The 13,564-nt window shown below is 60.5% G+C and carries 18 protein-coding genes; 7 read left to right on the top strand and 11 right to left on the bottom strand.

Annotated features, from left to right (window positions below):
• Together ACKVY0_RS15615 and ACKVY0_RS15610 are read left to right on the top strand one after the other, a co-directional pair.
• Positions 1–1,458 (top strand): M1 family aminopeptidase (locus tag ACKVY0_RS15615; RefSeq protein ID WP_409215750.1); only part of this gene is annotated, 1,458 nt, incomplete at its 5' end.
• A gap of 60 nt (positions 1,459–1,518) precedes the next feature.
• Positions 1,519–2,127, top strand: a complete 609-nt coding sequence (locus ACKVY0_RS15610) for a DUF6702 family protein (protein ID WP_409215749.1) — start codon at positions 1,519–1,521, stop codon at positions 2,125–2,127.
• 1 nt (position 2,128) lies between these two features.
• On the opposite strand, the gene ACKVY0_RS15605 is transcribed toward ACKVY0_RS15610, so the two are convergent.
• The 6 genes from ACKVY0_RS15605 to ACKVY0_RS15580 all read right to left on the bottom strand — a co-directional run bounded on the left by ACKVY0_RS15605 (position 2,129) and on the right by ACKVY0_RS15580 (position 7,441).
• Positions 2,129–2,785, bottom strand: a complete 657-nt coding sequence (locus tag ACKVY0_RS15605) for a Uma2 family endonuclease (protein WP_409215748.1) — start codon at positions 2,783–2,785, stop codon at positions 2,129–2,131.
• Positions 2,786–2,830: 45 nt separating this feature from the next.
• Positions 2,831–3,745, bottom strand: coding sequence for a sugar phosphate isomerase/epimerase family protein (locus ACKVY0_RS15600; protein WP_409215747.1), 915 nt, complete (start codon positions 3,743–3,745; stop codon positions 2,831–2,833).
• A gap of 98 nt (positions 3,746–3,843) precedes the next feature.
• Positions 3,844–4,512, bottom strand: a complete 669-nt coding sequence (locus tag ACKVY0_RS15595) for an ATP-dependent Clp protease proteolytic subunit (RefSeq protein ID WP_409215746.1) — start codon at positions 4,510–4,512, stop codon at positions 3,844–3,846.
• Between the two features lie 91 nt (positions 4,513–4,603).
• The gene (gene sugE / locus ACKVY0_RS15590) at positions 4,604–4,930 is read right to left on the bottom strand and encodes a quaternary ammonium compound efflux SMR transporter SugE (RefSeq protein ID WP_409215745.1); all 327 of its coding nucleotides are present in this window, start codon (positions 4,928–4,930) and stop codon (positions 4,604–4,606) included.
• A gap of 44 nt (positions 4,931–4,974) precedes the next feature.
• Complete coding sequence (locus ACKVY0_RS15585; protein WP_409215744.1) at positions 4,975–5,439, bottom strand: DUF1080 domain-containing protein; 465 nt, start codon at positions 5,437–5,439, stop codon at positions 4,975–4,977.
• The gene (locus ACKVY0_RS15580) at positions 5,360–7,441 is read right to left on the bottom strand and encodes a protein kinase domain-containing protein (RefSeq protein WP_409215743.1); all 2,082 of its coding nucleotides are present in this window, start codon (positions 7,439–7,441) and stop codon (positions 5,360–5,362) included. The genes ACKVY0_RS15585 and ACKVY0_RS15580 overlap by 80 nt, the downstream gene beginning before the upstream one ends.
• A gap of 140 nt (positions 7,442–7,581) precedes the next feature.
• Here ACKVY0_RS15580 and ACKVY0_RS15575 point away from each other — a divergent pair, with 140 nt between their 5' ends.
• Genes ACKVY0_RS15575 through rpsF form a run of 4 tightly spaced genes read left to right on the top strand, consistent with a single transcriptional unit; the run spans position 7,582 to position 10,231 of the window.
• On the top strand, positions 7,582–8,520 hold the full coding sequence (locus ACKVY0_RS15575; protein WP_409215742.1) for a ribose-phosphate diphosphokinase: 939 nt from the start codon (positions 7,582–7,584) through the stop codon (positions 8,518–8,520).
• A 58-nt stretch (positions 8,521–8,578) separates the two neighbouring features.
• Positions 8,579–9,286, top strand: coding sequence for a 50S ribosomal protein L25 (locus ACKVY0_RS15570; protein ID WP_409215741.1), 708 nt, complete (start codon positions 8,579–8,581; stop codon positions 9,284–9,286).
• Between the two features lie 60 nt (positions 9,287–9,346).
• Positions 9,347–9,922, top strand: a complete 576-nt coding sequence (gene pth, locus ACKVY0_RS15565) for an aminoacyl-tRNA hydrolase (RefSeq protein ID WP_409215740.1) — start codon at positions 9,347–9,349, stop codon at positions 9,920–9,922.
• Between the two features lie 18 nt (positions 9,923–9,940).
• A complete protein-coding gene (gene rpsF / locus ACKVY0_RS15560) occupies positions 9,941–10,231 on the top strand; it encodes a 30S ribosomal protein S6 (RefSeq protein WP_409215739.1) in 291 nt (96 codons plus the stop codon).
• Between the two features lie 75 nt (positions 10,232–10,306).
• Here the strand turns inward: rpsF and ACKVY0_RS15555 are convergent, their stop codons facing one another.
• From ACKVY0_RS15555 to ACKVY0_RS15545, 3 genes are read right to left on the bottom strand one after another with little or no spacing between them, the layout of a single operon-like run.
• A complete protein-coding gene (locus ACKVY0_RS15555; RefSeq protein WP_409215738.1) occupies positions 10,307–10,555 on the bottom strand; it encodes a hypothetical protein in 249 nt (82 codons plus the stop codon).
• Positions 10,503–10,676 carry a hypothetical protein gene (locus ACKVY0_RS15550; protein WP_409215737.1) on the bottom strand — a complete coding sequence of 58 codons (174 nt, stop codon included), beginning with the start codon at positions 10,674–10,676 and terminating at the stop codon, positions 10,503–10,505. The genes ACKVY0_RS15555 and ACKVY0_RS15550 overlap by 53 nt, the downstream gene beginning before the upstream one ends.
• Positions 10,673–11,527, bottom strand: coding sequence for a sialate O-acetylesterase (locus ACKVY0_RS15545; protein ID WP_409215736.1), 855 nt, complete (start codon positions 11,525–11,527; stop codon positions 10,673–10,675). The genes ACKVY0_RS15550 and ACKVY0_RS15545 overlap by 4 nt, the downstream gene beginning before the upstream one ends.
• A gap of 204 nt (positions 11,528–11,731) precedes the next feature.
• On the opposite strand from ACKVY0_RS15545, the gene ACKVY0_RS15540 reads away from it, so the two are divergent.
• Positions 11,732–13,168 (top strand): AAA family ATPase, encoded by a 1,437-nt coding sequence (locus tag ACKVY0_RS15540; protein WP_409215735.1) that lies wholly within the window; start codon positions 11,732–11,734, stop codon positions 13,166–13,168.
• Positions 13,169–13,178: 10 nt separating this feature from the next.
• Here ACKVY0_RS15540 and ACKVY0_RS15535 read toward each other — a convergent pair whose 3' ends face one another.
• A complete protein-coding gene (locus tag ACKVY0_RS15535) occupies positions 13,179–13,316 on the bottom strand; it encodes a hypothetical protein (RefSeq protein ID WP_409215734.1) in 138 nt (45 codons plus the stop codon).
• Positions 13,303–13,548, bottom strand: a complete 246-nt coding sequence (locus tag ACKVY0_RS15530; protein WP_409215733.1) for a hypothetical protein — start codon at positions 13,546–13,548, stop codon at positions 13,303–13,305. Before ACKVY0_RS15530 ends, ACKVY0_RS15535 begins: the two co-directional genes overlap by 14 nt.
• Between the last annotated feature and the right edge of the window lie 16 nt (positions 13,549–13,564).

Raw genomic sequence — 13,564 nt, 5'->3', positions numbered from 1 at the left:
ATGTTCATCGTCACGCCGGAAGAAGCGAAGGCAGCAGAGAAGGGAAAGCCGAAGGGCAAGAAGACGTGGGTGTTTCAGGCCGACAAGGTGCGTGACTTTGCCTTCGCTTCATCGCGCAAATTCGCCTGGGATGCGATGGCGGTGGAGGGCGCGAGTGTGAATGGCAAGCCGGTGATGGCGATGTCGCTTTACCCGAAGGAGGGCATGCCGCTGTGGGACAAGTATTCCACGCATGCCATCGCGCACACGATCCAGGTCTATTCGCGCTACACTTTCGCGTATCCGTATCCCGTCGCGTGGTCGGTGAACGGGCCGGTGGGCGGGATGGAATACCCGATGATCTGCTTCAACGGCCCACGACCGGAAAAAGACGGCACCTATCCCGAAAAGACCAAGTATGCGCTCATCGGCGTCGTGATTCATGAAGTGGGGCACAATTACTTCCCGATGATCGTGAACAGCGACGAGCGGCAGTGGACGTGGATGGACGAGGGGCTGAACTCGTTCGTCGAATACCTCACCGAAGAGGAATGGGAGAACGACTGGAAGCACCGCCGCAATGAGCGCGGCATGGTCGATTACATGCGCACGACGGACCGTGTGCCGGTGATGACGAACAGCGAGTCAATCGCCGACCTCGGCCCGAATGCCTATGGCCAGCCGACGGTGGCGCTGAACATCCTGCGTGAGCACATTCTCGGCCGTGAGGCCTTCGATCATGCCTTCAAGACCTACGCGAAACGGTGGATGTTCAAGCGGCCTACGCCGAGCGATTTTTTCCGCACGCTGGAGGACGCCAGCGGGGTCGATCTCGACTGGTTCTGGCGCGGCTGGTTCTACAGCGTCGATCACGTCGATGTGGCGATTGATGAAGTGAAGTGGCTGCAGCTCGACACGCGCGATCCCGCGATCGAGAAGAAGAAAAAGAAGCAGGAAGAGGACGAGTTGCCGAAAACCACCACGCGCGAGCGCAACTACCCGCTTTCGAAGCGTGTGGACCGTTTCCCCGAGCTGAAGGACTTCTACGACAGCTTCGACAAGACCACCGTGTTGCCGAGCGAGAAGAAGAAGTTCGAGACGCTCATCAAAGATCTCAACGAGGAGGAGATCGACCCGAAACTGCTGCAAACGAAGCACAACTTTTACTCCATCGACCTGCGCAATGTCGGCGGACTCGTCACACCGGTGATCCTGAAGGTCGAATACACCGACGGCAGCACCGAGGAGTTGAAACTCCCGCCGGAAATCTGGCGCTTCAACACCGAGAAGGCCTCCAAACTGCTCTTCACCAAAAAGGAGCTCAAATCCATCACCTTCGACCCGCACCAGGAACTCGTGGACACTGATGTGGAGAACAACTTCTGGCCCCGCCGTCCGGTGAAGAGCAAGTTCCAGCTCTTCAAGGACGACAAAGCCCCGAATCCGATGCGGGAGCTGACGAAGCCAGAGGCAAAGTAGCCATCACCGCTCCGCGTGATGAGCCTTGTGCCCCGCAAGCACGCCCAGCTTCGAGAATTCATGACAACGACTCAACAGATCATGGCGTGGCTCGGAAGTCTGTCGCTTCGACAACGCCCCCGGCTCGTCACGCGGAGCGATGACGGCTACTTTGCGTTCCGCCTCTTTACTGCTCTCATGTTTGCGGTCACCAGTCTCCACGCGCACTCAATCCATCAATCCACCGCCGAGGCGGAATACAATCCGACGACGAAGAAGCTCGAAGTCAGCCTCACCGTCTTCATCAACGACCTCGAAACGGCCCTCATCCGCCAGAGCGAGCGCGAAATGCGCCTCGACAAAACGCCCGCCGCCGAGTTTGACGCGCAGATTCTCGCCTACCTCGTTAAAACCTTCGTGGTGACGGATGCAGCGGGCAAAGCGGGCAAGATCGAGTGGGTGGGCCGTCAGATTGACGAGGAATCAAAGAAGAGCGGCGATCCGGCGGTGACGTTGTTTTTTGAAATCGCGCTACCGGAAGGTTTGGCTGACAAGACGCTGCAACACAGGTTTTTTGGCGACCTTTTCAAAGATCAGACCAATCTGCTGCATCTGCGAAGTGCTGTGGGCACAGCCGAGCTGCGATTCACCAGGGATGACGCGAGCAAGAGGCTTCACCCAGTGGATTGAATCAACGCAGCAGCTTCTTGAGCGCGGCGAGGTTCGCCGCCTCATCGAAGAAGGCGCGGGCGGGGGCCTTGAAGCCTTTGATGACGAGGCTGCGGGCCTCCTGGTCGCCTTTGATCTTGCCGGCGGGAAGATATTTGCCGGTGGTGCTGAGGTGGAAGATTTCGACGGTTTCGGCCACGGGGTCGAGTATCCAGTATTCTTCGACGCCGTGCGCGGCGTAGTCGTCGAACTTTACACCGCGATCACGGCGTTTGGTGCTGGGTGAGAGCACTTCGGCCACGAAATCGGGCGCGGGGAACTGCATCTGCTCCGGGGTGATCTTGGCGGCTTTTTCAGGCTCGAAGAAGACGACATCGGGCATGTAGTCGTTGCGGGTGAGGCAGATGAGCATTTTTTCATCGCCGACGAGCCCGAGGCCGTTGGCCATGACGTGATTGTTGAGCAGGTTCGTGAGATTCTTGCGAACCATCACATGTGCGGCGCGGTCGGGTGAGTGCATGATGATTTCTCCGTTGATGAACTCGGTTTTAACGCCGTCTTCGATGCCGTCGTAGAACGCCTGCCGTGCCAGGACTTCGCGCTGCCAGAGCGTGTCCAGTTCGTGGTAGATGAGGCCCAGCCGGGGTGAGCGGGCGAGGCGGTGAACGACGGATTCCATGACGCCAAGATTACGAGATGCGGCGGCGATGGCAAGCGCCTGAAATCATCCAAAGAACGGCGCGAGGACGTTGCGGGCGACTTTGAGGGCCTGCATGCGGCCTTCGAGGGTTTTGCCGAAGGTGTCGTCTTCGACTTCGATGCAGAGGGGGCCGTCGTAGCCGATGCGCATGAGTTCGGCCATGAACTGGGGCCAGTGGATGTCGCCGTAGCCGGGGATTCTGGGCTGGTGCCAGTTGAGGGGGAAGTCGAAGCGGCCGACTTCGTTGAGGGCGGCGTGGTTGATCTTCACATCCTTGGCGTGGAGGTGGAAGAGCTTGGATTTGAACTCGGCGAGGGGGCTGAGCGGGTCCATGCCTTGGAGGATGAAGTGGCTGGGGTCGTAGTTGAGGCCGAAGCTGGGCGAGTTGATGTCGTTGAAGGCTCTGCGCCAGATGGCGGGCGTGGTGAGGAGATTTTTACCGCCGGGCCATTCGTCGCGGGTGAAGGACATGGGGCAGTTTTCGATGGCGATCTTCACGCCGTGGGCTTCGGCGTGCTGGATGATGGGTTTCCAGATTTTGAGGAAGCGCGGCCAGTTTTCATCGACGGTTTGGGTCCAGTCGCGACCGACGAAGCCGGTGACGAGTTTCAAGCCGAGCTTGGGAGCGGCGGCGATGACTTTCTTGAAGTGCGAAACGGCGAAGCGGGAGGTTTCGGCGTCGGGATCGAGCATGTTCGGGTAGTAGCCGAGGGCGCTGATGCTGACGCCTTGATCCTGGCACTGGCCGAGGATGTCGTGGGCCTTGGTTTTCGTCAGTGAGGTGACGTCGATGTGCGTGACGCCGGCGTATTTGCGCTCGGCCTTGCCGACAGGCCAGCACATGACCTCGATGGTGGAGAAGTTCTCGTGGCGGGCGAACTGGAGGACGTTTTCGAACGCGAGTTCGGGGAGGATGGCGGTGACGAAGCCGAGTTGCATGGGACTTGGAGAGATGGAGTGACGGAGTAATGGAGTGGTGGGCCGACCCAATCAACCAAACTCCAATACTCCAGCGTTCCATCACTCCAGCACCGCAATCACTTTGCCTCGCCAGCGGCCAGGGCGGCGATGTCGCGGCTGCTGGTGAGGACTTTGTCCACGAGGCCGTATTCGGCGGCCTGGGCGGCGGACATGTAGTTGTCGCGGTCGGCGTCGCGCTCGATCTGCTCGACGGATTTGCCGGTGTGATGAGCGAGGATGCGGTTGAGGCGCTTCTTGAGGTTGAACATGTATTCGACGGTGCGCTCGACATCGCTGGCGGTGCCACGTGCGCCGCCGGAGACTTGGTGGATCATGATGTCGGAGTTTGGGAGGGCGTAGCGCTTGCCTTTGGTGCCGGCGGCGAGCAATACGGCGCCCATGCTGGCGACGAGGCCGATGCTGTAGGTGCAGACGTCGCAGGTGAGGAACTGCATGGTGTCATAGATGGCGAGTCCGGCGGTGACGCTGCCGCCAGGGCTGTTGACGTAGATGTTGATGTCCTTCTTTGGATCCTGCATCTGGAGGAAGAGAAGCTGGGCGATGATGATGGAGGCCATCGTGTCGTTCACTTCGCCACTGAGGAAAAGGATGCGGTCCTTGAGCAGGCGGGAGTAGATGTCGTAGGCGCGCTCGTTGCGGCCTTCGGTCTCGATGACGGTGGGGACCAGGTAGCTGGCGTGCGGAGCGATGATGGAAGGAAAATCGGCGGTTTGGCTGGGGGTCATGGTGGGAATGAAGGAGTGGCAGGGAGGATTGTCAATGCAGGGGGTAATGACGAATGACGAATTCCCGAATGACGAAGAAATTCCTGTGAATCTACGCCTGTGACTCGCTGGTGAGTTTCAAACCGACGATGCCGGCGACGATGAGGACAATGCAGACAAGGCGTGCGGCGGTGCGTGGCTCACCAAAGACGTAAATGCCAATCAACGCGGTGCCGACGGCACCGATGCCGGTCCAGATGGCATAGGCGGTGCCCATCGGCAATGCACGCAACGCGAGCGAGAGGAAGAAGAAGCTGGCGATCATGAGCAGCGCGGTGATCACGCTGGGCCACAGCCGCGTCCAGCCGTCGGTCTGCTTCAAACCAACGGCCCACGCGATTTCGAGGAGTCCGGCGATGATGAGGTGGAGCCAGGGCATGATGGGAATGCGTTACGCTTCGCGTCGTGACGGGGCGCTTTGTTTCAAAGCAGTTCCACGGTGAGGTCCTTGAAGGCGACGGTGCCGCTCATGGATTGCAGACCGATGGTGCCTTGGAAGGTCTGAACGTATTGCCTGGCCGGTGGTGGAGCCCAACCTGCCGGCAAAGACCATTGGTTAACCTGATCGCCATCAAGCCAAACGGTGACCAAGCCCGATCTGGTGGTAATGCGCATGGACACCCACTCGAACTGCCCGGGCTGGAACTCGGGCGTGGTTCTGGAGCCAAAAAAACCGTTATCCAGGGTGCTTGAGAGCGGCTTGCCGGAATTGATGTCCACAGCGCCAAAAATAACTCCAGTCCCACCCTTGCCGCTGTCGATATTCACTTCAAAGGCGGTGACCTTGCGATTGATGATGGTGGTGGCATCAGGAATGTGCAGCCAGACACCGGAGTTCGAGCGGTCCTCGCATTTGATCTTGAGATCGAGAGTGAAGTCCTTCCACATGGGGGGCCATGCCATTGGTGCCAACATAGATGAGGTTGCCGGGCCGCTTGTTGCTGCGGATTTCGCCGGCGATGACAGTGAATGAATCGGCGTCGCCCACGATACGCCAGCCGTTGAGTGACTGACCATCAAAGAGGGTGAGTTTGGCAACACTGGGAACGGTTTGCGGCAGCGCGGCGGCACCGGGCACTTTGGCGGCGCGTTGTTTGCGGCGGGAGACGACATCGTCGCGTTTGGTGCGGACGCGGGAGGCGTCGGAGTTGCGGCCCTGGGCGATCAGCTCTTTTTCAAAGGCGGAGAGCACTTCAATGTAGCGGTCGTAGAGCGGCAGGGAGGCGGCGTCTTTCTGCTGCGCGTAAGTCTTCTCGGCGCTGCGGTAGGTGTTGCGCAGTTTCACCACGGCGCTGTGCAGGCCGGAGGGGTCGATGGACGGCATGAACTTGTGCGTGGTGAAGCGCTGCTTTTCCTCGCGCAGAGCGATGGCTTCATCAAGTCGGCCGGCTTTGCTGGCCTCCGTCATGCTGCGGTCCAGCGCGGCGGCGTAACCGGTGCCCAGCGTGGTGATCTGATCGGCATAGGCGGTGTTCACATCGCGCTCGAACGCGGTTTGAAACTGCGATTCCAGCACGGCGAGGCGATCGGCGACAGGTTTGGTGACGTCAGTGGGAATCGCGGGTGGAACGGGGGGCGTGATCTTGGGGGAAGTGAGCGGCGTGGTGGTCGAAGGCTTGCTCGTGCTGATGCTGGGGGTCGGTTTGACTGTCGGCGGAGTGGCCGGAGGCGTCATCGAAGGGGGCGGCAGTTTCTCGGGCGTGGTGGGAGACGTGGTCGAGGCTGACGGCGTTGTCGCAGGGGGGGTGGTTTCTGCCGCCGGCTCGACGGGCACATGTTTGTTTTGAAAGATGAACCAGGCACCGCCGGCGAGCATGAGCACAGCGGCGATGACATAAGGAAGCGTGGAGGTCTGCGGCGGCGGTGCAGGTAGCGGCAGATCTTCAGGTGGCGGGGGCGGGCGGCGCTGCTGCGTTGATCCTGGACTGCGTGCGGAGGGAACGACGGTGCGGCCGGGAGGCGGTGGCGTGGCCTGTTTGGGCACCACGGCGCTGGATTCCCGGCCATGCTCCGCTCGTGGCGTGGTGAGGATCACGTCGAGGTCGATGCGCAGTTGGTGGCTGCTTTGATAGCGCTCCTCGCGATCGTGTTCGAGCGCACGGCGCACGATGGCGTCGAAGCGCGGATCGATGCTCTGGAACTTCTGCGACGGCATCTTGAACATGCCGCGCGGAATGTCGCCAGTGAGCATCTGATAGAGCATGACGCCCACGGCATAAATGTCCGCGCGGCCATCGACTTCGACGCCGAGGGTGAGCGTTTCCGGCGCGACGTAATCCGGCGTGCCCATCGCCATGCCAGTCTGCGTGAGGCCGGTGTTCAGTGTTTTGTCGGTTAGCTTGGCGAGGCCAAAGTCGGCGACTTTGACACGACCATCGGAGTCGATGAGCACGTTCGAGGGCTTGATGTCGCGATGCACGATGCCCTGCTTGTGCGCGTAGCCGAGCGCATCACACAAGTGGGCCGTCACGGCCAGCGCATGCTCCGGCGGCAGCTTGCCTTCGCGCGCAATCATGCGCTGCACATCGGTGCCATCGACGTACTCCATCACAAAATAAAGCTGGCCGTCGGTGGTGCGGCCGAAGTCATACACGCTGACGATGGCGGGATGGTTCATGCGGCCCATGAGCTTCGCTTCATTCCTGAAGCGCTCGGCAAAGGCGGTGTCCTGCTGTTCGATCGCAGGCGGCAGCAGTTTGATCGCCACTTTGCGCTCCAGGCTGAGCTGCACGCCACGATAAACCGCGCCCATGCCGCCACGGCCGATGAGCATCTGCACTTCATACTGCGGCAGCATGCGCTGTAGTTCCTCTGGCTCTGGCGGCTCCCAACGCCAGCCACTGCCGCCGGTGGTTTTCGGCGGGGGTGCGGGGTTGGTGGGATCGTTCATGAAGGACGGGGGAATCGCAGCCAGTTAAACAGCAAAATTTTCGCCAGTGCTAGGAGAAATTGCCGGGATTCACCCGCCGCGGGACACGGCAACACGCGATGGGTTGATTTCTGTGACAGACTCGCCTAACTCCGCGCCCCATGAATGAAAGTTTGAAGATTCTGAGCGGCTCCGCGCACCCGACGCTGTCGCAGGCCATTGCCAAAAACCTGGGCATGGCGCTGTGCGCCGCCGAGCTGACCACCTTCCCGGACGGTGAGACCTTTGTGCAAATCCACGAGAACATCCGGGGCAGCGACATTTTCATCATTCAGCCGACCTGCCCGCCGACCAACCAGAACCTGATGGAACTGCTCATCATGGTGGACGCTGTGCGTCGTGCCAGTGCTGCACGCATCACGGCAGTGCTGCCATTTTTTGGCTATGCACGCCAGGACCGCAAAGATCGCCCCCGCGTGCCGATCACGGCGAAGCTCGTGGCGAATCTGCTTGTCGCCGCTGGCGTGAACCGCGTGCTGACGATGGATCTGCATGCCGGTCAGATTCAGGGCTTCTTCGACATCCCCGTCGATCATTTGTATGCGGCACCCGTTTTGATGAAGGCCATTCGCGAACGCGGTATTGAAGACCTCGTGGTCGTCTCGCCCGACGTCGGTGGCATCAAAATGACCCACGCCTTCGCCAAGGCACTCGGCGCACCGATGGCCATCGTGGCGAAAAATCGCGTCAGCGCCGAGGAAGTCGAGGCGCACAGCGTGATTGGCGATGTGGCGGGCAAAAATGTCCTCCTGGTCGATGATTTGACCGAAACCGCCGGAACGCTCACCGCCGCCGCCGACCTGCTGCTGAAGCATGGGGCCAAAAAAATCTACGCTGGGGTTTCACATGCGGTGTTAGGGGAAAAAGGCCACGCCCGCATCACCAAATCACCCATTGTGGAGCTGCTGGCCACCAATTCGGTGCCCCAGGCCAGCGGGGACAAGGTCACCGCGCTGGACATTGCGCCGCTGCTGGCTCAGGCCATCGCCCGTATCCATGGCAATGAGTCCGTGACATCGCTGTTTGACACACGGGGGTAGGCGTGTATTCTCCGCGCCCTTTTTCCAAAACCAATCTCTCCGCAGAGGAACACCGACCATGGCTAAAATTCTCGATCTCCAAGCAGAAGTCCGCACCGCCTCCGGCACAGGTGTCGCCAAACGCATGCGCAAGGCAGGCACCATCCCCGCCGCTCTGTATGGCAGCAAGGTGAAGCCCGCCAACATCCAGGTACACGGCAAGACTTTCTCGAAGCTCCTTGAAGGCAGCGCCTCGGACAACATCCTCGTCTCCTTGAAGATCGCCGGCCTCGCCGAGGACCAGCTCGCCCTCGTTCAGGAAGTGCAGCACGACTATTTGCGCGGCGGCATCCTGCACATCGACTTCCATGCCATCGCGCATGACGAGGAAATTCATGCGAACGTCCCGGTCGTCATCGTTGGCGAAGCCAAAGGTCAGAAGCAGGGCGGCATGGTCGAGGCCATCCACCATGAACTGGAAGTGCGCTGCTTGCCAAAAGATCTGCCGGAAAGCATCCAGATCGATGTTTCGCATCTCGAAATCGATCAGGGCATCCATATCAAAGAAATCAAATTCCCCGAAGGCGTCACCTGCCGCCTCGGTGGTGATGTCGTTATCGTCATGTGTGAAGAACCGAAGGTGGAGGCCGAGCCTGAGCCGACCGCCGCTGCAACTCCTGCCGCTGGTGCTGCCCCCGCTGCCGCTCCTGCGGCTGGTGCGAAACCTGCCGCTGGTGCCAAAGCTGCTGCTCCCGCCGCCGCCGCCAAGCCTGCTGCCAAGAAGTAAGCCCCGCACCCTTTCCACGATGTGGCTTCCGGCGCGGACTCAACGAGCAGCGGCTTAAATGTGCCGCGCCTCATTGTCGGCCTCGGCAATCCCGGCGAAACCTACCGCGACACCCGTCACAACATTGGATTCATGGTGCTGGACGAAATCGCACGACGCTTGGGCACCGCTTTCCGCGAAGAAAAGCGCTGGACCGGCCTCGTGGCGAAATTCACCGGCGGTCATCTGCTCAAACCGCTTACCTTCATGAACGACAGCGGGCGTTCAGTGCAAAGCGTCGGTCATTTCTACAAAACCACGCCCATGCAGACGCTCGTGGTGTACGACGATGTCGATCTGCCGCTCGGCCGCATGCGTTTCCGCAACAGTGGTTCCCCTGGCGGCCACAACGGCATCCGCTCCCTCGTTGCCGCCTTTGGCACGCAGGATTTTCCACGTTTGAAGGTTGGCATCGCCCCTGCCGACGGTCGTCCTGCCGGCGAACGCATGGTCGGCCATGTGCTCGGCAAATTCAGCGCCGAGGAGCAGCCCGCGCTGCAAGCGGTCATCAAGCGTGCCGCCGATGCCGTGCTATCCGCAGTTGAACGCGGCCTGGACAGCGCCATGAATCTCTTCAACCGACAACCCGAATCCTAACCCCCACCCGCACCACCTATGAACCGCAAATACGAGGCACTCATCGTGCTCGACACCAAAGGCAAAGAAGAAACCGTTGACGCTCTCGTCAGCACCATCAGCAAGGACATGGAAAAGTCCGGCCTGAAACTCGAGCAGATCGACAACATGGGCAAACGCAAGTTCCCCTTCAACCCGCGCCACGTTGAGGCCGGTCACTTCGTGAACATCCAGTTCAGCGGCGAACCTGCTGGCGTGGACAGCCTGCGCGCCAAGCTCAAGCTCAACGAAAACGTCTATCAGCAGTACTACCTGAAGCGCAGCGCCTAGTCCGCTGCTCCAGCGTGATTTTTATCATCACCCCGGTTTCGCCGTCACAGGTGGGCCGGGGTGAGGTATTTTCACTCATGGCACGATTGCTGAATCGAGACTCTCGACGAAGACTTTGGCGGGGATCGCCGATACGCGGAGGTCGCCGATCTTGAGCACTTGCAGCGGCGCGGAGACCTGCGGCGGGAATTCGCTGAGCAGCACGGTCTCGCGCGCATAGACCTGCTCCATCGTCTCCATGTGCGGGAACAACTTCGATTGCTTCGTCACGTCACGCGCTTTCTCGACCTCGTCCTTTGTCGGGATGCGCAGGGGGCGATGCATTCACGCAACGCGTCAAATCGACATCCCAGCCACGATCCGCGCCGGTCATCTTCATCAAGGCCGAGCCCATCAGACCCATGCCAATGATGCCGGTGGTTTGATCGTTGGCGTCATGCTTCATGGCTTGCTCAGCTCGATGAACTTCGCGGCGAAGCGTTTGCCGATCTCGTTCTGCGCGGCGGTGTCGAAGTGGACGGCGTCGCCGATGTGCGTCTTCAAATCGCGCGCATCGACGCAGGCGGTGTGCGGCACGGTTTTCGGCAGCGCGAGGAGGATGTCATTCATCGCCTTCAGATTCGTCAGCAGAGGCTCGCCTTTCATCTCGCCGATGGTGCAGGCGATGAAGGGCAACTCCGGCAATGCGAGATCGGCACGCAGCGCTTCGATCATCGCGCGGAGGCGCGCGGCGTGCTGCGGGAGTTCCTCGGGTTTGGCGTTTGCCTCGCCTTGCAGCCAGATGACGCCGCGGATGCGGGCATTCGCCGGCGCAGTGGTGTGCAGGGCCAGCTCCGCACGGCGCAGGGCCTCGTCGTAGAGCCTCGCACCCTTCTGCCAGAGCTTGATCGATGATCCACCGACCGCACAAGGCACCAGACCAATCGCCGCCTTCGGATTCGCAGCCGCCATCGCCTCCGCAAAGGTCAGCCCAGGGCCGACACCAGCATTGTCATGACCTTGGAAGGTCTTCGTATCGCCCGTGAGGTGCAGCGGATGCCGCGCGAGATACCACTGATCGTCTTTGAGATGCATCATAACGATGCGCGGATCACGCTTCGGCTCCGCCGGCATCAAACCGCGGCCTTTCATGTTCGACTGGCCCATGAGTAGGAATAGATCGAGCTGCGTCGCTCCCTCCGGCAGCTTCGTGATGTCCACGGCCTCGAACGGCGGCTTCGTCGGCGGCGGTGTGGCAATCTTTTGAGCAAAGAGCGGAGAGGTGAGGGCGAGCAGTGTGATGAGCAGGAGGCGCATGGTGGAAGGAACGACGGGCAGCCGTGGATGTTGCGATGTCGATTTGGTGCCTGAATTTCGCCACAGATCGCAGGCACGAAAACGACATTATGTAGATTTAGTGCCGTAATATTTTTATTAGATTCCGGCACCAAATTGACATGATGTCGATTTCGTGCCAGAAGTCGGCGTAACTTTTCAGGCACCAAATCGACATTCACCCTCATGGACGGCTATATCGGACGCAGCGAAGAGCGGCAAGAATTCCGGCGACTTCTCCAGAAGAAGATCGCCTCGCTGGTCACGGTCCAGGGGCGGAGGCGTATCGGCAAGAGTCGCTTCATCGCGGAATGCGCCGAGGAGGCAGATCACTTCCTCAGCTTCATGGGCCTGCCGCCGCGTGAGGACATCACGAAGCAGGCGCAGCTCGATGCCTTTGCGGATCAGCTCTCGAAACAGACGAAGGCACCCAAGGTGCTGCTCGACGGCTGGCCCACCGCGTTTCAGCTCCTCGTCAGCCAGCTCCCAGCTAGCGGCACCGTCGTACTGCTGCTCGATGAGATTTCCTGGATGGCCGTGGGCGATGCGGACTTCGCCGGGCATCTCAAGACGGCCTGGGACACGCATTTCTCGAAGAGACAGCGGCTTGTCGTCGTGCTGTGCGGCAGCGTGTCGTCGTGGATCGAGCAAAACATCCTCAACAACACCGGCTTCGTGGGCCGCTGCTCGTGGCAGTTTCGGCTCGGGCCGCTCTTGTTGCCCGAGTGCGTGCAGTTCTGGGGCAAACGCGGCGAGCGCATCAGCACAGCGGAAAAGCTGCGCCTCCTCGCCGTCACTGGCGGCGTGCCGCGCTACCTGGAGGAGATCGCTCCCGCCCGCACTGCCGAGCAAAACATCGCCGACCTCTGCTTCAATCCCGCCGGGATGCTCTTCAGCGAGTTTGACAGCATCTTCCACGACATCTTCACGCGGAAGGCGGAGACCTATCGCGAGATCGTGCGCACACTCGTCGCCGGAGCGCGCAGCGTGGACCAGATCAGCTCCGAGCTTGATCGCACACGCGGCGGTAGTCTCAGCGCCTCGCTCACCGACCTCGAGCAGGCCGGGTTCATCGCCCGCGACATTCCTTTCGAGCCCGAAACCGGCCGCAGCCGCCCGCGTGATGCCCGCTACCGCCTCTCGGACAACTACCTGCGCTTCTATTTGAAGTATGTCGATCCCGTGAAGACCCGCATCGCGAAGGGTCTGTTGAAGAACACCGCGCTGGAGAAGCTCGATGCCTGGGACACCATCATGGGCCTGCAATTCGAAAACCTCGTGCATGCGAACCTCGACCTTCTGCTCGCCCACATCGGCCTCGACAAAAAACTCGTGCTCAATGCCGGTCCGTATGCGCAAAAGCAGACCCTTCGCCGCCAAGGCTGCCAGATCGACCTCCTCATCCGCACGCGTCGCAGTCTTTACGTCTTCGAGATCAAGTTCCGCAAACACATCGCCGCCACCATCGTCGAGGAAGTGCGGGAGAAAGTGAAACGCCTGAAGCTCCCCAAAGGCCAGTCCGTCCGCACCGGCCTCATCTACTGCGGCGACCTCGATCCCGAGATCGACGGGCGGGATGATTTTGATTTCTTGGTGTCGGCGGAGGCGCTGATGAAGAAGTGAGTCTTCAAGGCTATGCCATCGGCGCTTTCTCGAACGGGTTCACCAAGCGCAGCCCGGTGATGTGCTTGTAGTCGTCGGTGTTCCGCGTGGCGAGTTCGAGATCGTGCTCCAACGCGGTGGCGGCGATGAAGGCATCACCGAGGGACATCTTCTTCGTCTGTCGCAGTGTCGTCGATGCCCGCGATACCGCCACGGCTGGCGATCCGATTCAGCGCAGCCAAAGCCTCGGCGCGTTTATCGGCGTTACTGGCGGTGCCGTTCTTCGCGGGAGCCTCGGGCTCAACCATGTCGAGCAGGCTCACGATGATGCACTCCAGCGTCGCCGCCCGCTGCGGCGGTAGTTGGCGAAGACGGAGATCAATGCGTTCGGCGCATGGCACTCATAAGCACAGCTTA

The organism is Prosthecobacter sp. (assembly GCF_046154365.1).
Taxonomy (GTDB): Bacteria; Verrucomicrobiota; Verrucomicrobiia; order Verrucomicrobiales; family Verrucomicrobiaceae; genus Prosthecobacter.
The sequence above is the reverse complement of the archived record's forward strand: the minus strand, read 5'-3'. Positions and strand labels throughout refer to the sequence as shown.